The following is a 25,914-nucleotide window of genomic DNA, read 5'->3' on the forward strand; positions in this document are numbered from 1 at the left end:
TTTCGTAAATTTTATTGTTCACTATCTGGCGTAAGTAATCGCAGTCCCAAATGGATTCAGTGGGACGTAAGCAACCTTTTTACTTTATGATTTTATCCAATCCAATGTAAACTTTTGGAAGTTAATTGTAATCGTATAATCATCATTAACGTCTGCTTCATATAATAGGGCAATTTCACCATTATCCAACACAGTTAGACAGGAATAGATGTATGAACCAAGTGTAATAACTTTTGAATAAGGCCAGGTCTCTCCACCATCTTCACTTAAGCGCACTGTACCATTTTTTCGTTGCTTTACATCAGCCGGATTACTGAATATCAGCCTTGTCTTTCCGTCATCCAGATCGGGATATCTAATGATGGATGATTGGCAGGTAGGATCAATCAGTGCAGAATCATATCTGAAGTCTCCCCATGTCTCCCCACCATCCTTGCTCACTGCAACTGCAGTACGCTGTTCTCCTGAATGATTTCTCATATAAATTCTCAGCTCGCCACCTGGCATTTCAATAACCTGTGATTCAGTTAAATCACTGTTATCAGTAGATGTCGTTTCAGCAGACAGCATTTCTCCGTTGAATTCGCGTCCATCATTAGGTGATTCGCCCCGTTTCCATGTTGCTCCATGATCATCACTGTATATGACGGCACATGACATTTTGGAATATTCATTCGAATAATAAATTGGGAAAACAAGTCTGCCTTTATATGTGCCTTCTTTTACCTGAATGCCTCTTCCAGGTCCTGATCCAATAAATTTCATCCATGGTTCTTTCACTTGTAAATTTAAATCGACTGGCTCAGACCACGTCTTGCCATCATCATCACTTTTGATAACCTGCAAAAAAGAGGTTCTCGCTTCCAGCAGACTTTCCGTTTTAGCAATACCTTTTCTATAATAGATATTTCCAGCAGGCTTGCCATCTTTGAACACAAACCCTTGTTCATCTATTTTATACGAGGTAATGAGATTTCCTTTGTCAAATACTTGTCCCTCTATATCCAGGCTGTATTCATTACCATCCTTATCGTATAATAATTTTCTCCCCTGCTGATCAAAACCTACCCCTGGTTCACTTTGCCATAAGCCTATTCCTCCAGGTGTATGGCAAAAAACCATCCAGATTGTTTCCATTTCCTCATCCTGGAGTAGTGCAGTATCAATTGCCGCAGCACCGTCTGCTCCTTCCCCAGCATAGGTGACAAGCTTTTGAACATCACCCCAAGTTTCTCCGTTATCTGTGCTTCGGCGAATTGTTGTATCAATTTTATTGGGATTATCATTGGAATTGGCAATCCTTGCATCAATCCCCGCAATAATCGTTCCTTTTATAGTTGTAATCATGGAAGGAATACGGTAGGCCCTAGAGTCTCCCAGTCCTGGATAAAACAAAGCTTCCGGTGCTGTAATTCCATTTATATTTTCATATTTTTCCACAATAGCTCTCCTCTACATTATAAAGTCTTTTCGTGCTTCCCAAATTATAGGTATCTGCAACGTATCTTCGGTGGTTTTTTGGGTATAGGTTAATTACCTTGTTCCAACCTACTCAGCTGCACTACCCTGTCTTTCGATGGCTTCAATTTTAATATCCATATAATCATTTAGGCCCATTTTTTCTATCGTCTCAATATAGTCATCCCAATTAGAAAAAGGTTCGTTGCCAGAAATGAATTTATCGCGCATTTCTTCAACGTATTATTCTATATCGCTTCCAAATCCTTGTAGTTGATCTACTTCTTCTTCTGTATGTTTAATGTTTGCCCATGGGTCCTTTATAACATCAGGCTTGACCTTTTCAGTTGCTTCCAATGCTTCCGGTGTCGTTTCAGCTCCTATAAAGTATCTTTCTTCTGTTAAAGCTGGATACAAACCACCCCCGAAAGTCAAATACTCTTTCAATACAGATGTATCATCTTTTTCTTCATCATATACTTCTTTCAGATAGACAGGATTTCCATCTTCATCTATTTCATAAGTCTCGCCTTCTACACCCATAAAGAACAATTTCATTCCTTCTTCACCATAGAAATGATCTATCCATCTTACAGTAGCCTCAGGGTTTTCATTTTTATTCGTGATTATGAATGCACCAGCATTTTCCACAGGACTTTTAAGGTCTGTAAATAATTTATCCCCGTGTGGTCCCTCTAAAGCAGGCATCCCTACGTAATTATCTTCTTTGTTCGGAACCCCGTACCAAACAAAACTGCCGTATCTTCCTTCTGATGCGTTAGCAGCATATTGTGCGGGATCAATAGAAAATATATTCTTCTCAATCAATTCCTCATCGTACAGTTTATTCAAATATTCAAGAAGTTCTTTGTATTGATCGGATGTAGGGTAAAAACGATAATCATTAGTTTCAGGATCCAAATCGATGAGATTCGCTCCAAGTCCTTTATTAGCGATACCAAATGCCCCTTTTAAATAATTATATAGGAGTGTAACATTATGACCGCCAAATGGAATTTCATCCACTTTTCCATTGCTTGGGTTTTCCTCTTTTACAGCTTTTAAATACTGATAATAATCCTCCGTTGTTTCAGGAACATCCATACCTAACTCATCTAACCAGTCTTGATTAATGAATGGATAAGGGGCAATTCGTTTAGATAAAAATTCCGGATGATTCATAAATGGAAAGGAATAAATGTTTCCATCAGCCATTGTAACCATCTCTTTTACGTTAGGATATTCCTCCATAATTTTCTTGAAGTTTGGGGCGTATTCATCTATTAAATCATTAAGCGGAGTAAAGATGCCTTGCTCTCCATACTTTAGTAATTCAGAATTATTTACACCAGCACTGTGAAATGCATCTGGCAGGTCGTTACTCCCTAGCGCTAAATTAAACTTTTCCTCAAATGAAGAACCAGGAACCATTTGCCAGTTAATATCAATATTAGTCATTTCTTCATATTCATTAAACATCAACACGTCATTCCAATTATCATTTGAAGCAGCTGCTTGTCGTGCAAAAAAATCAAGGGTAATACTGTCGTCAACAACTGGAAAGCCTGTTTCATTTAAATTTGCGAGATTCTCTTCACTAGTTTCACCGGTTCCCTCTTCATCCTGTGCGCATCCAGTAGCTATTATTAAAACTAACGCTATAACTAACAGAAACAAATATCTATGGTTTTTCATATTTTAGTCCTCCAATAATAATTAAATCCTATAATTTTAGATACAATAAAATGATTGATATAGTTATGGCTAAACGTACGCTTGCCTGCTTCCAGCAATCTTTTGCAATCCATTCATTTGAACTTGCTACAACACCCACTGAAATCCCTTTCATAAATATTGTCTCAAAGTTCGTTTGTATGTCCTTTAGAAGCTTTATCTTCATTACCATCACTAGCAGGAAACGTTGAAAAATCCCTTTAAATTTACCCAATTCTGACATTTCTTCCCCCTTTTTTCATTTAGAACTGTAAAATAGTAGTTAGGTATTCATTATTGGTAACGGTCATAAAAATCCCAAAAACTAAATTAATTAACTTAACTAATGAACATTATATTAAAGTAGTATGAATTTTACAAGTAATTTTGACTTTTTGATAAAGCATAATTTTAAATATACTTAGGTAATTTTATTCGTAGCATTTATAGGGGGATATACGAACCAATATCTGACACAGTTATAAATAATTTGGGTAGTCAATCAATTATATAATTATTTGAGGAAACAGGTATATTAGCTTCTTTACAAAAGTGGATACTCGGGGTTGAGGATTATTCGACAAACTCTGAAGCAAAAGCTGAATGAAATACCTTCTATTTGTAATGACGTTCGTGGACTTTTCTCTATCAGGATATAAATTGTTTTGTCCGTGAGAAACTCACTCACGGACGTACCTTACAAGACTTTAGTGAAAAACTCAGAGTGTATGCCTAGTTTATCCCAATAGCTCTTAGGAGAGCTTTATCGCTTCTCCTCTATCAGCTGATTCATATAAACCATTGATTATTTTCTGCAGCTTCACACCCTGTTCTGCAGTGCTAATGGGCTGTTCACCAGTTAAACAGCAATTTACGAAACGCTCAATCTGTTGCTCGTAATTATTTTTCAATGGTAGATAGGACGGTGTGACATCAATCAATGTCTCATGTTTTTCCTGAAACATTTTCAATGGAAAAACATCTGCTCCGCCTTTATCTCCCATTACAGAAACTGACATTTCATCATGTTTTTCAATATTTGCTGCAAACGCTGATTCCAAAATGATTGATGCACCATTTTTAAAAGTTATCATCCCTCGGGCCATGTCCTCGATGGAAAAATTCTCCCAATCCCATTGCCCTGCAAGACCAACACCTTTTTTATTACCAAGCTTCTGATATGTCACACCAAAAACCGTATCGGGCTCAGGATAATCCATTAAATACAAAGCAGTATCCAGCATATGTACACCGATATCGATTAGCGGTCCTCCACCTTGAAGTTCTTTATTGGTAAAAACTCCCCAACCAGGAATACCACGACGGCGAATGGCATGGACACGAGCTGCATAGATTTCACCAAGCTCATCTGCATCAATAAATCGTTTTAATGTATCAACCTCCGCTGTATGTCTGTAGCTTAGTCCATAAGTTAGGATTTTCCCGGTCCTTTTAGCTGTTTCAGCCATTTTCTCTGCTTCAGCAACCGTCATTGCTGGTGGCTTTTCACAAAGAACATGACATCCTGCCTCCAGTGCAGCGATTGTAGCAGCTGCATGAAACTTATTTGGTGTACAAATACTGATTACATCAAGTTCTACTGTTTCCAGCATTTCCTGATAATCTGTAAAAACATGTGGAATGTTAAATTGGTCTGACAGGTTTTCAGCATTTCCCCTGACAATATCGGCTATTGCAGTTACCTTCACCTTACTTCCCTGCTTCAAATAATTTGGTATATGTACATCTCTTGCAATGCCACCTGCCCCTATAATTCCAACTCGAATTACTTCTTTCATAATGTCAACTCCCATTGATTCCAGTATCTTTATCCGATGAAATGATAAAAAAAGATTAATTTCATCCAGGCAAAATAATCATAGCATATTTTTTTCTGCAATTGTAATAATTTATTTTATTCGGTTATTACTTTTCCTAATGTTGGGTTTGGTGAAAATACTAGGAAAACGTGGTCTATTTGGATGGCTTAAAGGTCCCTTTGTTTCAAAAAATGTGATTGCCAATTGTCACCTAATTTGCAATTGACTAAAACTTCAAATTATGATATTTTAATGTTATCGGTAACATAAAGGTATCAGCATATATATAAGACAAACACTTTGAATATTGTAACTGGAACAATCAAATAGTTAATGATTGTCGGAATTAAAAGGGTTTCATTTTGATTTGGTTAAAGAAAAACAATCAATAATTTATATTTTTTGAGAGGATGGATTTTGTGGGAAAAGTATCAACTATTACACGTGGTGTACATAATTTCAGTGCTGAAGATCGGTGGGTTAAGCCCGAGGATCCACAACTTTTGGAACGTCTTGAATGGTTTAAAGATCAGAAGCTTGCCTTGATGATGCACTGGGGCCCTTATTCACAGCTGGGATTAGTCGAATCATGGGCTTTGAGTGATAAAGATGCCGATTGGTCTAGGGAAGGTATCGACTGGGAAGATGATGGTGAAGAGTTCAAAAGACAATATTTTGATCTTAATAAAACATTTAACCCAATTCGGTTTCAACCAGAGGTATGGGCAGATTTAGCCAAAGAAGGTGGGTTTAAATATTTAATATTTACCACTAAACATCACGACGGTTTTAGCATGTGGAATACAAATGAAACTGATTATCGGGTTACAGGTTCCGATACCCCTTTTCATACACATAAGTATGCTGATATCAGCAAGCATCTATTTGATGCCTTCCGCAGCAAAGGTTTAGGTATTGCAGCTTATTTCTCCAAAGCCGACTGGAATACACCATATTATTGGGCTCCTGGAATGGAACGTGGCAGGAATATGTGGCGCGGCCCTTCCTATGATCCTTTGGAATACCCATGGTTATGGGATAAGTTTGTTGAATTTACCCATAATCAGATAATGGAATTAATGTCCAACTACGGACACATTGACATTTTATGGTTGGATGCAGGATGGGTTGGACACAAAAAGCAGGATATACGTCTGGGTGAAGTAGTAGAAAAGGCGCGTCAACTGCAACCATGGTTAATCACGGCTGATCGTACAATGGGAGGGGAATTTGAAAATTACATTACCCCTGAACAGACCATTCCTGAAGATCCAATGGAGGTTCCATGGGAAAGTTGCATTTCGATGGGTACTTCGTTTTCGTTCAGGTATGAAGACCATTATAAATCGACACGTGAAATTGTTCATACGCTTATTGAGGTAGTGGCAAAAGGTGGGAACCTCGCTCTCAATGTTGCACCACAACCCGATGGACGATTACCTGAGGGAGCTATCAAAAGGATGAAAGAACTTGGTGCATGGTTAAAAGTTTATGGAGAAGCAATCTACGGAACACGTATTTGTGCACCTTACTTTACGAATGAGTTTGCCTTCACACGAAAAGGTGAGACAACGTACTGTTTCCGATTGTTTCAGAATGGCTACTGTAAAGATGAGTATGTGACGATTCCATATAATGAAAAAGTCTACCAATTAGATATGTTAGGACATGATGATAATCTCGAATTTACTCAGACAAACGAGGGATTATCTGTAAAGATGCCAAATTTACCAGAAGATGAAAATGAAGTAATTGCACATGTATTTAGATTGAAGTAGGTTAATTGGTTATAAATCTCAAGTAGTATTTAAAATGGCGTTGAATTGATGTAACTAAGATAGATCTACTATTGGAGGAGCACTTATGAATAAATACCAAAATAGTAATTATCCAATAAATGAAAGAGTAGAAGAATTAATGAGCCATATGTCTTTGAAAGAAAAAGTGGGACAACTTAACCAAAAGTTATATGGTTGGAATGCTTATATAAAGTCAAGTAATGGTTACGAGTTAACAAAGACGTTCAAGGAACATGTATCAAAGTTTGATGGTATAGGCGCCTTATATGGTTTATTTAGAGCAGATCCTTGGTCTGGCGTGGACTTCTCCAATGGTATTTCAGTAGAGGATAGTGCAGTAGTTACGAACATGGTGCAGAAATACATTAAAGAAAACACGAGGCTAGGTATTCCGGTTTTGATTTCTGAAGAATGCCCTCACGGTCAACAAACATTAGACAGTACCTTGTTTCCAACAAATATTGGCTCAGGTGCCTCTTGGAACCCAGAACTACAACAAGAAGTTTCCTCTAATGTGGCGGAGGAACTGAGTGCAAGAGGAGTACACCTAGGACTTGTGTCCACTTTAGATATTATGCGAGATCCTAGATGGGGAAGAACTGAGGAATGTTTTAGCGAAGATACTTATCTAACCTCAAAAATGACTGAGGCTGTTGTTCGTGGAATGCAAGGAGAAGATGAGGTCCCAAAAATTATTCCAGTATTAAAACACTTTATTGCCCAAGGTGCTGGGGTCGGTGGTCATAACTCAGGGCCAGCATTAATTGGAGAACGAGAGTTACGAGAAGTATTTTTGCCCCCAATGAAAGCCGGTGTAGAAGCTGGTGCTCTAGCTTGTATGGCAGCTTATAATGAAATTGATGGCGTACCGTGCCACGCAAATCAACAATTGCTAACAGAAATATTAAGGAAAGAGTGGAAATTTAATGGAATAGTAATGGCGGACGGTAATGCACTCGATCGATTGTTGATGCTTACGGGGGAAAAAGAGTTAGCAGCAGCGTATGCACTGAGAGCAGGTGTGGATTTAAGTTTATGGGATGATGTTTATCTTACAATCGAGCAAGGTGTTAAGAAAGGTAAAATAAACATGGAATTAGTAGATCAGGCTGTATCTCGAGTTTTATTTCTTAAATTTAAGCTAGGATTATTTGATAATCAATGTTTCGTGGATGAAGACAGACCTGCAATGGTAGTGGGATGTGATAAGTTTAAGAAATCCAGCTTAGAGATGGCCAGGCAATCGATAGTACTGCTTAAAAATGACGAAAACATTTTACCATTGAATAAGAACGGTAATAGAATTGCCGTCATCGGACCTAATGCTGACAATTTATATAATATGTTAGGGGATTATACCCCTCCACAAAGAAAAGATAGTGGAGTGACCATTCTTGATGGTATACATTCACTTGCCGACCCAGACACTGAAGTTATGTACGCTCGTGGCTGTGGAATAAGGGACAAATCTAAATCTGACTTTAATAATGCTAAGGAAATAGCCCGTAAATCCGATGTCGCTGTGGTGGTTCTTGGTGGATCTAGTACTAGAGATTTTGGAATGGAATTTGAAGACAATGGTGCGGTTAAATCCTATGATGAGACAGAAATGGATTGTGGGGAAAATGTGGATGTAGCTAATTTAAATTTAGGTGGAGTACAGGAAGAATTGGTTATGGAAATCTGTGCAACAGGGACTCCAGTTATAGTAGTACTAATACAAGGAAGGCCCCACTCTATTCCGTGGATTGCTAAAAATTGCAAGGCTATTCTGTCTGGATGGTATCCAGGGCCACAAGGTGGTCAAGCTATAGCAGAAGTTCTATTTGGTAATATTAGTCCAAATGGAAAACTACCAGTGTCGATGCCTATTTCATCTATGCAGCTACCTGTCTACTATAACTACAAAAATAGTGGAGCTAAGGAAGACTATCATGATATGGATGGTAAAGCTTTATATCCATTTGGACATGGATTAAGCTATACATCTTTTGAATTCAATTTTGCAAATGATAAAACAGAAGAAATCACATTAGCTGATTTAAATTCTTCTAAAAAATTACATATTACTGTTGAAGTTAAAAACACTGGAAATAGAGATGGTTATGAGGTTGTGCAATTATATACAAAAGATTTACAAGCAAGTGTGACACAGCGGATCAAAGAGTTAAAGGGTCTCAACAAAGTTTGGGTGAAAGCAGGCGAAACCAAGATTATCACTTTCATGCTTGGACATGAAGGGTTAGCGATTTGGAATATAGCCATGAATCCCGAAGTGGAACCAGGTACAGTAAGACTTATGGTTGGAGGATCTTCAAATACGGTAATATCAAAAGATTTATTAGTAAAGAATTAGCCAATTGATTGAATGCTTAAACAGAAAGGGTGGCTAGGATATGCAGCGCATTGAGCGGTTAATTCGCCATTTAAAAGAAAATCAATTTAAAGATATACAAGAGATTCAAGGATGGCAAGCAAGTAGGGCACAGTATAAAGATCCAGGAGAGTATCAGTATAAACAAAATGACTCTCCATTAACGATACGGAAAGGAGATTGGCTAGCAAATTCAGGTACTACTATCTTCCTGGAAAAGGAAGTAGACCTACCAGAAGAATGGATTAAAGACAATATTGGTATAGTATTTAAAGCTAGTGGGAAAGGCGAGCAATCTTATTGTGAAGCCTTAGTTTCTATACAGGGATTTCCGATACAAGGGCTCGATAGAAATCGTGACATTGTAGTCCTCCCTCCCGCACACCTACAAGGGGAGAAAATTATTGTTCAAGTAGAATTGTTTAATCCTGTCGGAATCCCACAAGATAATCTTAGGGGATTTAACCAAGTAGCACCACCAGAAACAGATCCACCACCAATTTATTTAGAACAAAGCAATTTAGTACATATAAACAGAGAGGTTCAAAATCTCCTATATACATTAGAACTATACCGAGAAGTTGCATTACTCTTGGATAAAAATGATACTCGCCGAAACTTACTAATCAAAGCAATGAATCAAGTTGTCGACAAACTGGGTATCCCATCAAGGGAATCTTTGATGGATGCAAGTTTATTAAAAGAGTTGGAAGAGGAGGTGAGAAAAGACACAGAATGCCTTGCTGGGTTTAAAGAAGGGACTATCCGAGCAATTGGTCAATCCCATATTGATACGGCTTGGCTATGGCCTATCAAAGAAACAGTTCGTAAAGCAAGTCGAACCTTTTCCAGTGTGTGTACTTTATTAGATGAATATAAAGATTTTAAATATGCACAGAGTCAGCCTCAATTATTTGCTTATATTAAAGAATATCACCCTAAAATATATGCGCGAATAAAGGAGAAAATTGCTGAAGGTCGATTCGAGATTATTGGTGGTATGTGGGTAGAGCCGGATTTGAATATTCCGTCTGGTGAATCTTTGGTAAGGCAATTATTATATGGAAAGCTTTTTTATAAAGAAGAATTTGGAGTAGAGTCTAGTGTCGAATGGCTTCCTGATACTTTTGGTTATTGTGCGTCTTTGCCCCAAATATTAAAAAAGGCTGACACTGATTATTTTATGACTACTAAACTTAATTGGAATGATACTAATCGTTTCCCATATGATCTTTTTTACTGGGAAGGGATCGACGGAACAAAAGTACTTTCTTACTTACATACCATTCTTGGACAAGAAACACATGTAACAGATATAAAAAATACTTGGGCGGATTTTAAACAGAAAAACGATTATCCAGAGCGAATGTTGGTATACGGGTATGGAGATGGTGGTGGTGGCGTAACTAGAGAAATGATTGAACGTTTGGATCGCTCCGCTTCGCTTCCAGGACTTCCTAATGTACAGTTTGATACGGTCCACGGGTTTTTTGAAAGAACAAAAAAAGCGAACCCAAATCTGCCTACATGGTTTGGAGATTTATATTTGGAACTTCACCGCGGAACTTATACTTCTCAAGCTGAGACGAAAAAAAATAATAGGAAAGCTGAATCTCTTTACAGAGATTTAGAGATTTGGAACAGCTTTGCTTATATGGCATTAGGGAAGACATATCCATCAAAGAAAATAAAAGAAGGATGGAAATTATTATTGCTTAATCAGTTCCATGATATTGTGCCAGGTACATCGATATCCGAAGTATATGAGTTATCGAAAAAGCAATACCAAGAAGTTTTCGAGATTGGTAACAAAGTTAAAAAAGAGGCTATTAACTATATAGCTAAAAATATTAATACAAAGGGCTTAGGAAAACCAATTATTCTTTTCAATAATCTTAATTGGAAACGAAATGAAGTTATTAGGCTAGTAGGTGGCAATGAGCTATTAGAAAAACAGATTACTGATAGATCTGGGAACATCTACAAAACAGAACATATGATGACAAACAGTGGGGAAGTTGTACTATCTGCCTATATTGAGGATATTCCGGAAATGGGTTATAAAACAGTATGGCTAGAAGACGGGACTTCAAATATGCCGGAGTCTTCTAAGGAAAATGAATTTAATGGTTGGTGGGAGACACCTTTTTACCAAGTAGAATTTAATACTGAAGGCTGGATAAGTCGTCTTTACGATAAACTTGAAGACAAGGAGATTATTAAAGAGGGTGAAGTTGCAAACAAGTTACAATTATTTAATGATCTTCCCACAGATTGGGATGCCTGGGATATAGATCCGAACTTTGAAAATCAGCCAGCGGAAAATTCAAAATTAATTAGTAAAAAAATAACCCATAAAGGGAGCTTGTCAAGTACTTTAAAATTCATTTGGGAAATCAACCAGTCTGTTGTTTCTCAGGAAATTGTATTTTACCAACACAGCCGTCGTATAGATTTTAATACTAAGGTAGATTGGCAGGAAGAACATAAGCTTTTAAAGGTGGCCTTTCCTGTAAATGTCCATGCTTCTAAAGCAACATATGAAATACCATTTGGGTCTGTGGAGCGTTCCAGCCATAATAATACGAGTTGGGAACAAGCCCAGTATGAAGTATGTGGTCAACGGTGGGTAGATGTTTCTGAAGGTAACTATGGAGTCAGTTTGTTAAATGATAGCAAATATGGCTTTGATATTAAAGGTAATAAAATCAGATTATCTCTTCTTCGAGCACCTAAATGGCCAGATGAAAATGCGGATATTATGATACATGAGTTTACTTATTCTTTGTTTCCTCATGAAGGAGATTGGAGAAAAGGCAAGACAGTTAAACAGGGGCATGAACTTAATTCACCAATAACGGTGCATAAAACATCTTCTCATTCTGGTTCCTTGCCTAATTCCATGTCGTTTATAGAAACCGAAAGTAATAGCACTATAATTGATTCAGTGAAGTTATCTGAAAACGGAGATGGTCTAATTTTGAGGTTATATGAGTCTGAAGGAAGTGAAGCACCAATTTTGCTTAGGTTCAATTTTGATGTGGGATTCGGGGAGGAGACCAATCTGCTTGAAAGGCCTATTGAGCAAATCCCAATAAAGGAAGGGATAATAAATAGAAAAGTGAAACCTTATGAAATATGTACTGTTCATGTAAAAGGGTGATTTTCCTAGTGGTGCGAAAAATGAAGATTGGCTGCAAATGCAGGCTGATATTTTTGACGCTAAAACTGTAAATTTTTCCAGTGAGCAAGGGCTAGGCATGGGTGCCGCAATGCTGGCAGCATATGGCTGTAGTTGGTTCTAATCTTTAGCGGAATGTGCGTAGGCGTTTTTGCAGGTAGATAAGGAATTTGTTCCTGATAAAGATAATGTAAGGAAATACAAGAAGCTGTTTGATGTTTATCAGAAAGTATATGGTTAAACAAAAATTTAAAATGAAGAATTATCATTTTTTATGGCAGACTCTATGAGAAAACCGTGATAAAACTCTGATAATCTGTATTAATATTTTGTGATAGATCTTAATAATAAATTTTTTTCATGAAATATCAGAGGCATTTGAAGTATAAATCAAAATTTAAACACTTTAGAACATATTTGATATATTTAAAGGTTTACAAACACTTAATGTATCAGCAAAAAACTAAGCAATGATCTCATGGTGACAATGCTTAGCTTAAAAAACATATTCGTTGTATTTTATGAAACCGTTAACATATTAACGATTTAAATGATTAATGTAAATTTACTTATAGCTGTTAACCTGAGAAATACTGGTTTACAGGAAATATTATCCCAGAAGAATACAAATATATAGCATAGGCAATGCACAGTAAGCAACAGCTCGCCGCAATTTTTAAATAGGGTGTCATGATTGTATCGACATTGCCGGTAATTATAGCTTATCCATTCCTGCAAATAATTTGATTAAGGGTGTAATTGATTGGTTCGTTGAAAGAGTAGAAAATACACTTTTAATGCTAAAGGGGGTGGTTAATTTAATTGTGAAAATGCTGTTTTTTAAGTAATTATAAAATTTTGAAAGGGGTATACAAATGAAAAAGGGTTTGTTTTTATGGCTGACCGCTCTAATTACTATTGTTATGCTAGCTGCCTGCAGTTCTGATGAAGAAAGTAAAGAAACAGATTCATCTGCAGATGTTAAAGTGAATGAGGAAGGGTATCCAATTGTTGATGAAAAACTTGAGATGACATTAATGGCACCTGATGCTGGAGTAGCGGAATGGGGAGAAATGCCAGTATTGCAAGAGTACGCAGAAAAAACTAATATTCACTTTGAATACAATCTAACACCTATAAGTGATTTTGGAACAAAGTTAAATCTGGCATTTGCAAGTGGAGATCTTCCGGATATCATTTTTGCAGCAGGAAGTAATGATTTTACCTCCGCTATGGAAATGGATTATGGAAAACAGGGTTTATTGCTTCCTCTTGAAGATTTGATAAAGGAGTACGCACCAAATATTCAGAAGGTTTTGGAAGAAAGGCCTGAAATCAGGAAATCTATTACAACTCCTGATGGACATATTTATGCATTACCAAGAGTTACTTCAGGTAACCATGAAGCGGTGTGGTATAGACAACCATTATGGTATAACGGGCAGTGGCTGGATGCCTTGGGTGTTGAGGAACCTCCGAAGACAACTGAGGAATTCTATGACCTGCTTGTAAGGTTTAAAACAGAAGATCCAAACGGTAATGGAGAAGCAGATGAAATTCCGTTATCAGATGTGAATATGAACGGTTCAAGACAATGGCTGCTTAACGCGTTTGGAATGAAAGTCTGGGATATAGAAGAAGTAGATGGGAAAGTCCGTTACGCACCTATAACAGAAAACTATAAAGAGTATTTAACGTTTATGAAAAAACTTTACAACGAAAAGTTGTTAGATCAGGAGACTTTTTCACAGTCAAATGACCAATTTGCAGCAAAAGGGCAAAACAACAGATTAGGGGTATTCAACGCGTATTATTCGTTTCAAATAACTGGTGAAACAGAAGAGGAAGCAATGAATAATCCAATGTATTTCCCACTGAAAAGTTCGGTCTCAAATGAACCATTGATGCCACTTAACCCGGGTATGTCAAGAGGAAGCTTTTCAATTACAAAAGACAATCCTAGTCCTGAAGCATCGATTCGTTGGGTTGATTATTTGTATTCTCCGGAGGGCCATGCCTACTTTGACCAGGGACCTGAGGGGTTGCTTTGGGAGTGGGATGAAAATAAAGAAGTAAGACTGGATCTTCCTGTGCCGGAAAAATTTGATAACCGAGAGAAGTGGCGTTCAACTATAACCCCAGCCTATGGTATTTTATTACCTGAACTATACGGGCCAATAGAAGGACAAAAAGAAACAGATTTCTATAAGTTTATACAGTCTGAAACAGCCGAAAAATATGAGCCTTATGCTGAGATACCGTTCCCGCTTATTTATTTAGAAAGTGAAGAACAAGATGAGATTAATACTATTAAGGTTGATCTGCAATCGTATGTTGAGCAAATGGAGGCAAAATTTATTACTGGCGTTGAACCACTTTCAAATTGGGATGGGTATGTCAAAACAATTGAGAGTATGGGTATTGATAGATATGTAGAAATATATCAGGAAGCTTATGATAAATGGAGCGAAGGGTGAAAATAATATTGAAACAAAAAAGGTAAACTAGCATTCTCTTCGAATTAAACCTGTAGAAATCCCGTCAAAATGGGATTCTACAGGTTTAATAATTTAGAAAAATTTAATTACTCTCATACCTCTCAAAAGCTGTATTCTGGATTTCCATATATTCATCCAGGCCCATATCCTTTATCGTCTGAACGTAATTTTCCCATTCCGACAAAGGAACATCTCCTGAGATAAATTTATCCAGCATTTCGTCAACATACTTTTCGATATCCGCTGAAAGTGCTGACAGCTTATTATTTTCTTCTGCTGTATAGGTAAATGATCCCCAAACTTCATCAATGATATATGGTTCTATCTTGTCTGCAGCTTCTAAAGATGAAGGCGATTTTTCCGACCCTTGAAAATAATCTTTTTTAAGAATTGCTGGTATTCCGCCAACCCATGTGAGGTATTTTGCTACTTCTTGGTCAAGTGTCAGCCCTTCATCACTATTTCTTATGTGGTCCATATATACATATTCACCGTCATCATTTACTTCATAGGTTTCTCCTTCAATTCCCATAAAGGCTAACTTTGATCCTTCATCCCCATAGAAATAGTCGATCCATCTCATAGTCGCTTCGGGATGTTCATTTTCACTGGTAATCGCAAATTTCCCTATTTGATATGCGGGATGATTTATTTTCGTATACATTTGATCTCCATGAGGACCCTTTAGTGCTGATAATCCTACATAGGCCTGCCCAGCTTCCCCAAACAAGTCTTCCGGACTCCAGAAAACAGTACTTCCATATTTTCCTTCAGCTGCATTTGCTAAATATTGACTTTGATCAATGGAGAAGATATTTTGTTCAATTAATTTTTCGCTATATAGTTTATTTAAGTACTGTACCATTTCTTTATATTCTTCTGTTATCGGATAAAAACGTACATCCCCACTTTCAGGATTTAAATCAATATATGGTCTTCCCTTGTTCCCAATACCAAAAGATCCCCTCAACCAACCAACTAATCCATCCAAATTTGTACCACCATATGGTATAGCTTCACTACCATTTGGATCCTGTTCTTTCACTGTTTTTAAGTATTCATAAAATTCTTCCGTTGTCTCTGGCTCTTCCATATCAAATTCCTCAAGCCACTCTTTATTTATCCAAGGGCGACTACTGACAATAAGTGATAAAAAGTCTGGTGAATAAACACCTGGCAGAGAATAAATATTGCCATCAGGGAAAGTCAAAGCCTTTTCCACTTCAGGATATGTTTCAAATACCTTTTTAATATTTGGTGCATATTCATCGATTAAATCATTTAACTTAAGAAAACTACCTTGCTGCCCATACTTCATTATATCTATAGGTGGAATATCTGCAGCATAAAAAGCATCTGGTAAATCCCCACTTGCCAACACTAAATTTCTCTTTTCAATTAAGGATTCACTTGGTATTTGTTCAAAATTAACCTCGATATTCGTTATTTCTTCATATTCATTCCAAATCATAATATCGTTCCAATCATTCGCCCCTGGTGGAACGCCTGCAAACATATCCAATGTTATTTTCTCTTTTACAATAGGCATATCAGATTCATTTAGATTTTCAAGACTTTCCTCATCGGAAGCAGTACTTTCACTGGAAGCATCATCACTGCATGCTGCCATAAATAACATTGTTGCTATTGCTAATAGGATAAACAGCTTTTGACTTTTCAATAGTAACCCTCCTTATTTTTCCTTTGTAGTGTTTGTTAAACGTTTTACAACTCATCTTATCTGCCAACTAATGCAACCACCTCCTTAATAAATCCCTCATTTAACATTGCTAATTTTCAAATAATAATTTGTAAAAAAAGAAGAATAGCATTTCAAACAGTTCTCTATACTTAGCCTTGGCTATTCCTTCTCCATAGAAACTTTTCCACCCCAATTAATAATCTCAATTAATTCAGCACTTAGTTCCCGAACAATATCAGGATGTTCTAAATATACATTTCTGTTTTCCGTTTCATCCTCAGACATATTGTACAATTGTCCTGGTGAATGGTCTGTTTCCCAAACTCCCTGTGTTGGTAGTCCAATTATTTGTGTATCTCTTTTTTGAAATCCAAATCCACCCGAGCCTTTCCCTTGAATCAATTTCCATTTGCCACTTCTGATTGCAAACATACCTGAAATAGAATGGTGCACTACTGCGTTACGAAGTGAGCGGCCACCAGTCAAAGCAGGTAGCATATTTAATGTATCCTCACCTGAATCCTCCGGCAGCTCTTCGTTAAATAGTGCAGCACAAGTTCCAAGCAAATCTGTCAGACAAATAAGTTCATTACTGACCGATTCTGGTTCAATCTTTTCAGGCCAACTTGCGATAAAGGGAATACGGTGGCCTCCATCCCAAATATCTGCCTTTTGACCACGTAAGTCTCCAGCTGGTTTATGGCCATGAACGGTAACTTCTTCTGTTTTAGGATGTGGACCATTATCACTAGTAAATATTAGTAATGTATTTTCCCAAATACCTTTCTCTTTCAATGTTTCTACTATTCTACCTACCGTCCAATCTAATTCAAGAATCATATCCCCACGTGGTCCAATACCACTTTTATTTTTAAATTCTGTTGCGGGAGACCACGGGGTATGTGGTCCAGTCAAAGGGAAGTACATATAAAAGGCTTGATCCGGACGGTTTTTCACATGATTTCCAATGTAGCTGACTGCTTTCTCCGTTAATGTCTTGTTAACCTTTTCATCCTTCCAGCCAGGTGTCATCAGTCCTTTACGTCCCTTTTGACTGAAGTCCTTTGGCTCTTTTTCGATTGTCGGAATCCCTACTGTACGGTTATTTTCGATAAAACAATACGGCGGCATGTCCAGTGATGCTGTAATACCAAAATAATAGTCAAACCCCAAATCTATTGGGCCATTTTCGATAGGCAGGCTATAATCTATTTCGTCACCATCTTTGCCCCAGCCAAGTCCAAGATGCCACTTGCCGATACATGTGGTCATGTAGCCACGACTCTTAAGGAATGAGGGTACTGTAAGACGGTCTGTCTCAATTAACGGTTCGGAATGTCCCCACAGAACCCCTTCCTTCAATCTGCTTCGAAAGCAATACCTTCCCGTTAAAACACTATACCGGGTCGGTGTACAGACTGCTGATGGCGCATGTGCATCTGTAAATCTCATACCTTCTTTTGCTAACTGATCTAAATTCGGTGTTTGAATTGTAGTTGCTCCATAGCAGCTTAGATCCCCGTAACCTAAATCATCTGCTAAAATATAAACAATATTTGGCTTTTGCAACTATATAACCTCCATAAGAAAAACAGCAAATTCGTTTTTACTTTCCTTGCCTTTTAGTAGTGATTTAAGCCTCATCCCAAAATCGTCTGATGTTATCCATTCCGATTTTAGAGGCTTCTCTGCATTCTTCCATACCTTCAAATTCTAATGTGATATTCCCATCATATCCTGAGGCTTTGATCAATTTTACAATCTCTCTTATTTCAATGTCACCATGGCCAACAATCGCACCTTTCAGAAAGTTATCATTAGCTGTCTTAAACCATTTACCTGCACCTGGATCCTGGTAGTAAGGTCTAAAATAAAAGTCTTTAAAATGAATAAGCGATGCAAAAGGCAGGTTCTTTTTAACCCCAACAATAGAATTCTCGTCCACACACATAAAATTTCCTACATCCAATGTCGTTTTAAAATTCGGTCTGTCAACTGCCCGCACGACACGCTGCACCCGATCACTATGCTGGACGGCCATCCCATGATTTTCAATAGTTGTTGTGATACCAAATTGTGCTGCATAATCCGCAATCTGCCTGCTTCCTTCGGTAATCTGCGGCAAACTGTTTTCAAAGTATTCAATGGTTCGTTTCTCAGGCGGCACAGTAAAAGCGGTTACATCATGGCGCATATGTTTAATTCCCATCCGGTTTAAAAGATCCACATGTTCCTTTAGACGTGCCACTTCAGCATTGAATTCTTCCTCTGTTTCCTGTACGAAATTTGCTGGCATGGAATAGTTTGATATTTCAATTCCTTTTTCCTCTGCACGATTACGCACCTGATCTGCTAGCTCCAAATTATCTACTAAAGTAAAACCATATGGAACAATTTCCATATGCTCTCCACCGTTTTCAGCAATCCAGTCCACTACATCCAAAACATCCATTTCTCCACTTTTAATTGCATTAAGCAAACTATACGTACTCAATCCTATTTTCATTTTTATCCATCTCCTTTTTATTTTTGGTTGTTTTCACATAAATTGGGACTGCGCACTGCTCGTCCCACCGAAGTAACTTGGGACTGCGATTACTCGCCCCACCAAAAGACTTGTTGTTATTCTGCACCATAGTTGATGTAAAAGACGACGTATGGGCTAGGTTGTTTTCCACTGCGGACCGTTGCTTTCCGCGGGCACGGCTTCAGCCTCCTCGAGAAAATCACTCTGCGGGGTCTTCAGACACGTGCTGTTCCCGCAGGAGTCAACGGTCCTCCGCTCCAAACAACCACCAAATAAGTGGATAGCAAATATTTGGCTCATTCAAGAAGTAAATCAACTTTTAAAGTCGAAAAATACCATCCCAGCGGAGGAAACACATGAAGACTCCTGCGGGAGGAAAGGCCTCGGTGAGACCCCGGAGTGCGTAGCACGAGGAGGCTCACCAGCCGCCCGCGGAAAGCGTAATGTGTTTCCGGAGCGCTGGACTAGCACTCATCTTCTAAAGACAGGGATGAAAAGAAAACACGTTTAAAGTTACGCCGTCTTTTATAGAAACTACTAAAGTTAAAAAAGCAACAAATGGTTTCTATGGGGCGAGCAGTGCGCAGTCCCAGTATTATGGTGAGGAACGAAGTACAGTCCCACAGCTTACGAAAAGAACCTTTATGTTTTTCCTTAATCAATACAAAGAAATTAATAAATCTTATTCATCTATCTCTACAAAGCTTATTTTGATAGACTCTAATTCTAGTTCTAAATCTTGATTTGTATGTGTTGGCTCGGCTAATTTAATATGGAGTGGCAATATACCCTCCCTTGAGTGAACATTATATGGACCAATCACTGAACTCGTTAGATCTCCCCCTTCTACTATTTTCACTTCAGAGCCGAGCTCAATAGAGTAAGTGAAGTTTGCGTTTCCTGTACCAGTTATTTCAACAACTGCTTTACCATTTTTCGCATTTGAAATATAAGCAGTTTGTCTGGTATTTGTCTTTACAAGACTCGTATAATTTCCATTATCCGCATAATTATTTCCGTAATCGAGATCTTTCTGGTTCACTATCCATGAATTATCAGATCCAATCGAAACGGTATTATACGGAATAATACACAATTCATCAGACAGTTCTACCCTGATTGTTGTGAAAATCTTATCTACAGGAGCTTCTGGGAGCGTAATTTCAAAATCATGATCGTTCATGCTCCATTCAAGTTCAAGGCTTGAATTATCTTCAACCACTTTTTCTACATTCGTTACTAACCCTGATAGGTTAATCTTCCCATCACTAGGCCATTTAGTTACATGTAAGAATAGACTATTTCCATCGCTTGTTATCTCTCCCCATGTTTGTTCATTAAATTTAGTGGGGTTAGTTCCAAGAATTGCATTTGGATGATGTTTAATCCATTTTCCCATTCCCTGAAGGACGTTAGCTTCAAAGTCAACAATTGAACCATCTGCTTGCGGACCAATATTTAGTAAATAATTCCCTCCCCTAGCACGTATAGAAATCAGACTTTCTAACAGGTTTCGAATTTTTCCATCAAATTCATCGCGTTGCTGCCAGCTTCTATATCCCCATGTCGCGCGATAAATGGAGGCTGGTGTTTGCCATGCGCCATCCAGATTAATGGAAGGAACCTGATTATCATTTAAGGTTCGGAAGTCTCCTTCGTTATTCCAAATTCTCCCGTTAATTGCAGCTTGAGGTTGCAGGTCTTTAACAATCTGCTTAAACCGAACACTTTGTTCTTTTGTAGGTGACGACATGTCGAACCAAACTTCTGAGATTGAACCATAATTTGTCATCAATTCTGTCAATTGCTCCTCAATTATTGATTCCATCGTTTCAGGAATTTCATTGTTATTATTTGGATCAAATTCATGTCCCTGATACCAATCAACCAATGAAAAATAAACACCGAATTTTAATCCTTGTTTTTTACATTCATCAGAAAGAAGTTTTAGCACGTCTTGCCCGAATGGTGTAGAATCTACGACATTATAATCTGTCGTTCTTGTATCAAACATACAAAAACCATCATGATGTTTACTCGTAATAACTATATAATTCATTCCTGCATCCTTAGCCAATGAACAAATAGCTTCAGGGTCAAAGTTTTCTAACGTAAACTGAGCGGCCACCTTTTTATAATCCTCTGTAGCAATATCTGCCCACATTTGAATCTGCTCACTGTATCCCTTTTTAACTGGCTTATCTTTCCATGTGCCACCAAGATAGGAATATAAGCCTAAGTGAATGAACATACCAAATTGGAGTTCTTGCCATTCTTTAAGCTGATTATGAGGATCTAATTTAATTTCACCTTGAATCCCGTTATAGTTCTTTTTCTTATTAATTTGCAATCCAATCACCTTCACCTTTAATGAGTCAGTATTTTACAGATGTATTTCCAGATACACGATATCCCCATTCCCGGAGCATCATAGTTATTAGCTTTTGTTCCTTAATATAATTCCAGTGTCTAAAAGTAGTTTTCTCCTATATGATGAAAGGATAATTCTTTAATAGCTGCTTCTCCATAACTTGTGATAATTTCAAGACTGACACCTCGAACTTTAACTGAAGGGATTCGTATAATTGCTTTATGGCCAATATTACTTCCTTTGTAAATCGTTAATGGACGGCGAGTTTTTGCAGTTATTATAGATATTTCGAATTCTTGAACACGCTCGCCATCTGTTAAATCCTCTTGAATAATAATATGGTCTATTAGATGGGGCTCTTTTGATTGGTAGATCCATTTCCCATCTTGATACTCACACCGTTCAATTGTTATTGGAGTATTGAAACGACTTTTTATTTCCCTGCCAAACTCTAGTAATCGTCGGGTATCTTTTTCGGGCAGCAGTCCCTGTCGATCTGGTCCAATGTTAAGCAATAGATTAGCGCCCCGACCAATCGAAGAATAATAGATCCCCATTAATTCTTCAAGGCTTTTCACTGTATGTTCATCATTATCACTATAAAACCAATTATCCCTCATTTGTACATCACATTCAGCTGGTAGCCAAAGCTGCCTGCTAAGTTCATCATGTTCATCTGTGAGAACAGAGAATTCCAACGTATCGACTACATTCCAGCACGGCACTGGAGCAATACCATCCTCATTTCCAACCCAGCGAAAATCAGGATCAGCCATGTTAAAGATTAGAATATTTGGCTGTAGAGATCGAATTGTATTGACAATACGTTCCCAGTCGTATTCATGTCCTTCAGATCCTGCACCATCAAACCAAATAATATCGATATCTCCATAGTTAGTTAATAATTCAGTTACTTGATTAACGAAATAATCATCATATGCTTTACCATCTTTATTATAAAAATCCGCAGAGCCATCATATGGAGAATAATATAGCCCTGGTTTAATTCCGTACTTTTTACATGCTGTTATAAATTCCCGAACTACGTCTCCTTTTCCTTCTTTCCATGAGGACTCAGCAACTGAAAACTCCGTATATTTTGATGGCCAATTTGAAAAGCCATCATGATGTTTAGCAGTTAGGACAGCGTATTTCATACCTGCTTCTTTTGCTGTACGAATCCACTGATCACAATCCAGATTCGTAGGATTAAATGAAGTGGGTGACATTGGTCGTTTGTCAAAATCGACATAACCCTCATAAAAGGTCCTCAGACCAAAGTGGATAAATAACCCAAATTCCCAGCTCTGAAACTCAAGCTGTCTTTTGGTTGGCTTGATTTGTTGTTTTGTATCCATTAAATATCCTCCTTCTTTAACCGGTCATGGATATTCCATTAAGGGTTCATAGATCCGGCAGATTTTACATATACAATTCACTGTAAGTGTTTTCATTTTAAACCATCTAAATCTATTAACTAGTGCTCCATATGATCCTCAGGCTGTGCTGCTTTCACAGTCAATCCACCATCAACCATTAATAAATGACCATTTATCTGCATTGCTTCTTCTGAGGCCAAAAATACTACTGAATCTGCAATTTGTTTGGCAGTTCCTAACCGTTTCATTGGATTGGCCTCTACTTCTTGTTCATAAATCGCCTGATCGGATAAAAAATCCTTACACATGTCAGTATCAATTGTGCTTGGTCCAACTGCATTGACATTGATGTTATGTTTTCCCAATTCAATTGCTAACGCCTTAGTTAACTGATGTGCCGCAGCCTTTGACGATATATAATGTGGAATAACTGGACTTGTAACCATTAAGCTGGCTGTTGATGCAATATTAATGATCTTTCCGCTTTTTCTCTCAATCATTCCTTTTGCCACAGCCTGTGAACATAGAAAGATAGATTTCACATTGGTATCATAGGTTCGATCCCAGGTTTCCTCTGTCAGCTTCATAAATGGTTCAAATGGAGCTATTCCAGCATTATTTACTAGAATATCGATTTGGCCGAATTCATTTTGTACCTGCTGTATCATCTCATCCACTTGCTGCTTTTTCCCAACATCTGCCTGTATTGTAATGGCACGTTGCCCTAGTGCCTCTACTTTCTCTCTGACAAGTTCAGCCGAATCCTTTTCCTGCTCTGAGAGATAATTTATGGCAACATTTGCTCCCTCATGGGCTAATTGTAGTACGATTGCCTCGCCAATTCCTCTACCTCCACCCGTTACAAGAGCAGATTTGCCGTTATGTCTCTTCACCAATTCATACCACCTTCCAACCCTCAATCTAATTCTTATTTATTTTAATTAACTAAGTTTACCGTTTACGACGCCACCATCAATCATTAATGGCGTTCCCATCACGAATTTTGATTCGTCAGATGCAAGATATAACGCGGCAAACGCAACATCAATCGGTTTACCGAGATCTCCCCCTAATTGTCTTCCTTTAATAGCATTTACAGCCGCTTCAGGATTAGGGTCTTTTGACAGGTAATCTTCCACAAATGGGGTGAAAATTGTCCCAGGCATTAATGCATTCACCCGGATATTATCTTTTGCATAATCAACCTGCATGGACTTTGTCAATGCAAGTATCGCACCCTTTGTCGCAGCATAAGAAGCCCTATTAGCTAAACCAATTTCTGCAATACATGATGACATATTAATAATGGAACCACTTTGTTGCTTGATCATGTGAGGGATAACATATTTAGAAACGAGAAATACACCGTTAATATTCACATTCATCACTTTGTTCCAGTCTTCTAATTCCGTCTCATGCAATACGCCAACACCGCTGACACCTGCGTTATTAAATAACACATCGATTTTTCCAAATGCCGTTATTGCTTCTTCCGTCATTCGCTTACATTCTGATTCATTTGTGACGTTTGCTTGGATAAATAAAGCTTCGCCACCCTGTTCATTTATCTGATGGGCCGTTTGATTACCCGCTTCTTCATTCAGATCATTTACGATAACTGTTGCCCCTTCTTTTGCAAACAGATAAGCCGTTTCTCTTCCAATTCCTGACCCCGCACCTGTAATCAAGGCAACCTTATTATTTAATCTCATTGTTTCACACCTCGCTTATTAAAAATCTGGTTATTTTCGTATATTTTTCTGTATATGACATCATATTTTTGATAAAATGTGATGTCATATAACCAGCCGCTCCGGAAATACACTTCGCTTTCCGCGGGCTCGCGATGAGCCTCCTCACTCGCAAAGAACGCTCGTTGCGGGGTCTCATCGTCTTCGCTTTCCCGCAGGAGTCTTCGTGTATTTCCTACGCTGGGATGGTGTTATCACCTTCAAACGATGATTTACCGCTTGATTGAAACAAACATTTGCTATCCTCTTATGTGGCGGTTGTTTGGAGCGGAGGACCGTTGACTCCTGCGGGAAAAGCACGTGTCTGAAGACCCCGCAGAGTGGTTTTCTCGAGGAGGCTGAAGCCGTGCCCTAAGGTCCGCAACGGTCCGCAGCGGAAAACAACCTAGCGCATACGTCGCAGTTTCTATCAACCACAATAAAGCATTCTAGTCAAACCAACATTTTCTCTCACTCACACAGGTATTTTTCAAAACGCCCAGTCCCTCAATCTCAATAACTACTTCATCGCCATCCTCAAGAAATACTTTAGGATTCCTGAAAACGCCAACGCCATCTGGTGTACCAGTTGACAGCAGATCACCCGTTTTGAACGTGAATCCCTTGGACAGGTATGCGACTACTTCATTAATATTAAATATCATTTCATTTGTATTCGAATCCTGAAGAACTTCCCCATTCACTGTGCAGCGGATTGCTAGATTATGAGGGTCTTTCACTTCATCTGCCGTTACCAGATATGGTCCACAGGGTGCAAACGTGTCATAGGACTTTCCTCTAATCCACTGACCGTCAGCAAACTGGACATCTCTTGCACTGACATCATTTACAATCACATAGCCAAATACATGATCCAGTGCATTTTCTTCAGCAATATGCTTTCCTTTATTTCCTATAACGACTCCAAGTTCTGCTTCATAGTCAACTTGTTTCGACTCTTCAGGAAGTATGATATTTCCCCCCGGTCCAATAATACTGCTAGGCCATTTTGAAAAAATCAATGGTGATTCAGGTGGCTCGACATTTTGTTCACGGCAATGATCCATGTAGTTCAAGCCAACACAAACAACTTTCCCAGGGTTCGGCAATGGCGCCTTTAAAACAATGTCTTCCAATCCAGCAACAAGCTCTTTATCATTTGACTTGTTTATATTTTCTAGTTTACTTTCGATATGCTCTATAAAGCCAAGGCCCCGTTCGATGAGATCCATCATTGTAAGGGAAGGCTCATCCAGTAAATAGTTGATATTCACAACCCTGTCATTATCAAAAATCGCACCAACAAAATCAGTAGTATCTTTTGTAAATCTTACCAGTTTCATCTCAAATTCCCCTCTCTCC

Annotated in this window: 17 protein-coding genes and 1 pseudogene; 5 read left to right on the top strand and 13 right to left on the bottom strand. The window is 38.1% G+C overall.

All coding sequences use genetic code 11. The features are described 5' to 3' along the window. Positions 1–84: 84 nt before the first annotated feature. From CIL05_RS00555 to CIL05_RS00570, 5 genes are all read right to left on the bottom strand, one after another. Positions 85–1,440, bottom strand: a complete 1,356-nt coding sequence (locus CIL05_RS00555; protein WP_095653556.1) for a sialidase family protein — start codon at positions 1,438–1,440, stop codon at positions 85–87. A gap of 108 nt (positions 1,441–1,548) precedes the next feature. Beyond that, a complete protein-coding gene (locus tag CIL05_RS21995; protein ID WP_165769010.1) occupies positions 1,549–1,689 on the bottom strand; it encodes a hypothetical protein in 141 nt (46 codons plus the stop codon). A 12-nt stretch (positions 1,690–1,701) separates the two neighbouring features. Beyond that, the gene (locus CIL05_RS00560) at positions 1,702–3,153 is read right to left on the bottom strand and encodes an extracellular solute-binding protein (protein WP_095653557.1); all 1,452 of its coding nucleotides are present in this window, start codon (positions 3,151–3,153) and stop codon (positions 1,702–1,704) included. A gap of 28 nt (positions 3,154–3,181) precedes the next feature. After that, positions 3,182–3,415 (bottom strand): hypothetical protein, encoded by a 234-nt coding sequence (locus CIL05_RS00565; RefSeq protein WP_095653558.1) that lies wholly within the window; start codon positions 3,413–3,415, stop codon positions 3,182–3,184. A gap of 508 nt (positions 3,416–3,923) precedes the next feature. Next, entirely contained in the window at positions 3,924–4,970 is a 1,047-nt protein-coding gene (locus CIL05_RS00570; RefSeq protein ID WP_095653559.1) for a Gfo/Idh/MocA family protein, read from the bottom strand. A gap of 440 nt (positions 4,971–5,410) precedes the next feature. Between CIL05_RS00570 and CIL05_RS00575 the strand changes: the two genes are divergently transcribed. From CIL05_RS00575 to CIL05_RS00595, 5 genes and pseudogenes are all read left to right on the top strand, one after another. Then, positions 5,411–6,769 carry an alpha-L-fucosidase gene (locus CIL05_RS00575; protein WP_240510069.1) on the top strand — a complete coding sequence of 453 codons (1,359 nt, stop codon included), beginning with the start codon at positions 5,411–5,413 and terminating at the stop codon, positions 6,767–6,769. 85 nt (positions 6,770–6,854) lie between these two features. Next, positions 6,855–9,146: a glycoside hydrolase family 3 N-terminal domain-containing protein gene (locus CIL05_RS00580; RefSeq protein ID WP_095653561.1), complete on the top strand. Its 2,292-nt coding sequence runs from the start codon at positions 6,855–6,857 to the stop codon at positions 9,144–9,146. Between the two features lie 40 nt (positions 9,147–9,186). Beyond that, positions 9,187–12,327, top strand: a complete 3,141-nt coding sequence (locus CIL05_RS00585; protein ID WP_095653562.1) for an alpha-mannosidase — start codon at positions 9,187–9,189, stop codon at positions 12,325–12,327. A 10-nt stretch (positions 12,328–12,337) separates the two neighbouring features. Next, a pseudogene (locus tag CIL05_RS23015) lies at positions 12,338–12,586 on the top strand (xylulokinase); the annotation flags it as partial. A gap of 634 nt (positions 12,587–13,220) precedes the next feature. Continuing rightward, positions 13,221–14,822 carry an extracellular solute-binding protein gene (locus tag CIL05_RS00595; RefSeq protein WP_095653563.1) on the top strand — a complete coding sequence of 534 codons (1,602 nt, stop codon included), beginning with the start codon at positions 13,221–13,223 and terminating at the stop codon, positions 14,820–14,822. A gap of 103 nt (positions 14,823–14,925) precedes the next feature. On the opposite strand, the gene CIL05_RS00600 is transcribed toward CIL05_RS00595, so the two are convergent. The 8 genes from CIL05_RS00600 to CIL05_RS00645 form a co-directional block, all read right to left on the bottom strand. Then, on the bottom strand, positions 14,926–16,524 hold the full coding sequence (locus tag CIL05_RS00600; RefSeq protein WP_095653564.1) for an extracellular solute-binding protein: 1,599 nt from the start codon (positions 16,522–16,524) through the stop codon (positions 14,926–14,928). A 180-nt stretch (positions 16,525–16,704) separates the two neighbouring features. After that, positions 16,705–18,114 carry a sulfatase family protein gene (locus CIL05_RS00605; protein WP_095653565.1) on the bottom strand — a complete coding sequence of 470 codons (1,410 nt, stop codon included), beginning with the start codon at positions 18,112–18,114 and terminating at the stop codon, positions 16,705–16,707. Between the two features lie 64 nt (positions 18,115–18,178). Further along, the gene (locus tag CIL05_RS00610) at positions 18,179–19,051 is read right to left on the bottom strand and encodes a sugar phosphate isomerase/epimerase family protein (RefSeq protein ID WP_095653566.1); all 873 of its coding nucleotides are present in this window, start codon (positions 19,049–19,051) and stop codon (positions 18,179–18,181) included. Positions 19,052–19,754: 703 nt separating this feature from the next. Next, the gene (locus tag CIL05_RS00625; protein WP_095653569.1) at positions 19,755–21,422 is read right to left on the bottom strand and encodes an alpha-L-fucosidase; all 1,668 of its coding nucleotides are present in this window, start codon (positions 21,420–21,422) and stop codon (positions 19,755–19,757) included. Between the two features lie 119 nt (positions 21,423–21,541). Continuing rightward, positions 21,542–22,801, bottom strand: a complete 1,260-nt coding sequence (locus tag CIL05_RS00630; protein ID WP_095653570.1) for an alpha-L-fucosidase — start codon at positions 22,799–22,801, stop codon at positions 21,542–21,544. Positions 22,802–22,920: 119 nt separating this feature from the next. After that, a complete protein-coding gene (locus CIL05_RS00635; protein ID WP_095653571.1) occupies positions 22,921–23,715 on the bottom strand; it encodes an SDR family NAD(P)-dependent oxidoreductase in 795 nt (264 codons plus the stop codon). Positions 23,716–23,763: 48 nt separating this feature from the next. Beyond that, entirely contained in the window at positions 23,764–24,534 is a 771-nt protein-coding gene (locus tag CIL05_RS00640) for an SDR family NAD(P)-dependent oxidoreductase (RefSeq protein WP_095653572.1), read from the bottom strand. 467 nt (positions 24,535–25,001) lie between these two features. Beyond that, positions 25,002–25,895 carry a fumarylacetoacetate hydrolase family protein gene (locus CIL05_RS00645; protein ID WP_095653573.1) on the bottom strand — a complete coding sequence of 298 codons (894 nt, stop codon included), beginning with the start codon at positions 25,893–25,895 and terminating at the stop codon, positions 25,002–25,004. Positions 25,896–25,914 lie beyond the last annotated feature (19 nt).

It is taken from the genome of Virgibacillus profundi (assembly GCF_002287375.1).
GTDB lineage: Bacteria > Bacillota > Bacilli > Bacillales > Amphibacillaceae > Virgibacillus_K > Virgibacillus_K profundi.

What these genes read in the sequence shown, in the direction of transcription:
- CIL05_RS00560 (WP_095653557.1), bottom strand. Translation starts at nt 3,153, where the DNA reads ATGAAAAACCATAGATATTTGTTTCTGTTAGTTATAGCGTTAGTTTTA.
- CIL05_RS00610 (WP_095653566.1), bottom strand. Translation starts at nt 19,051, where the DNA reads ATGAAAATAGGATTGAGTACGTATAGTTTGCTTAATGCAATTAAAAGT.
- CIL05_RS00570 (WP_095653559.1), bottom strand. Translation starts at nt 4,970, where the DNA reads ATGAAAGAAGTAATTCGAGTTGGAATTATAGGGGCAGGTGGCATTGCA.
- CIL05_RS00565 (WP_095653558.1), bottom strand. Translation starts at nt 3,415, where the DNA reads ATGTCAGAATTGGGTAAATTTAAAGGGATTTTTCAACGTTTCCTGCTA.
- CIL05_RS00645 (WP_095653573.1), bottom strand. Translation starts at nt 25,895, where the DNA reads ATGAAACTGGTAAGATTTACAAAAGATACTACTGATTTTGTTGGTGCG.
- CIL05_RS00585 (WP_095653562.1), top strand. Translation starts at nt 9,187, where the DNA reads ATGCAGCGCATTGAGCGGTTAATTCGCCATTTAAAAGAAAATCAATTT.
- CIL05_RS00580 (WP_095653561.1), top strand. Translation starts at nt 6,855, where the DNA reads ATGAATAAATACCAAAATAGTAATTATCCAATAAATGAAAGAGTAGAA.
- CIL05_RS00595 (WP_095653563.1), top strand. Translation starts at nt 13,221, where the DNA reads ATGAAAAAGGGTTTGTTTTTATGGCTGACCGCTCTAATTACTATTGTT.
- CIL05_RS21995 (WP_165769010.1), bottom strand. Translation starts at nt 1,689, where the DNA reads ATGCGCGATAAATTCATTTCTGGCAACGAACCTTTTTCTAATTGGGAT.
- CIL05_RS00640 (WP_095653572.1), bottom strand. Translation starts at nt 24,534, where the DNA reads ATGAGATTAAATAATAAGGTTGCCTTGATTACAGGTGCGGGGTCAGGA.
- CIL05_RS00630 (WP_095653570.1), bottom strand. Translation starts at nt 22,801, where the DNA reads ATGGATACAAAACAACAAATCAAGCCAACCAAAAGACAGCTTGAGTTT.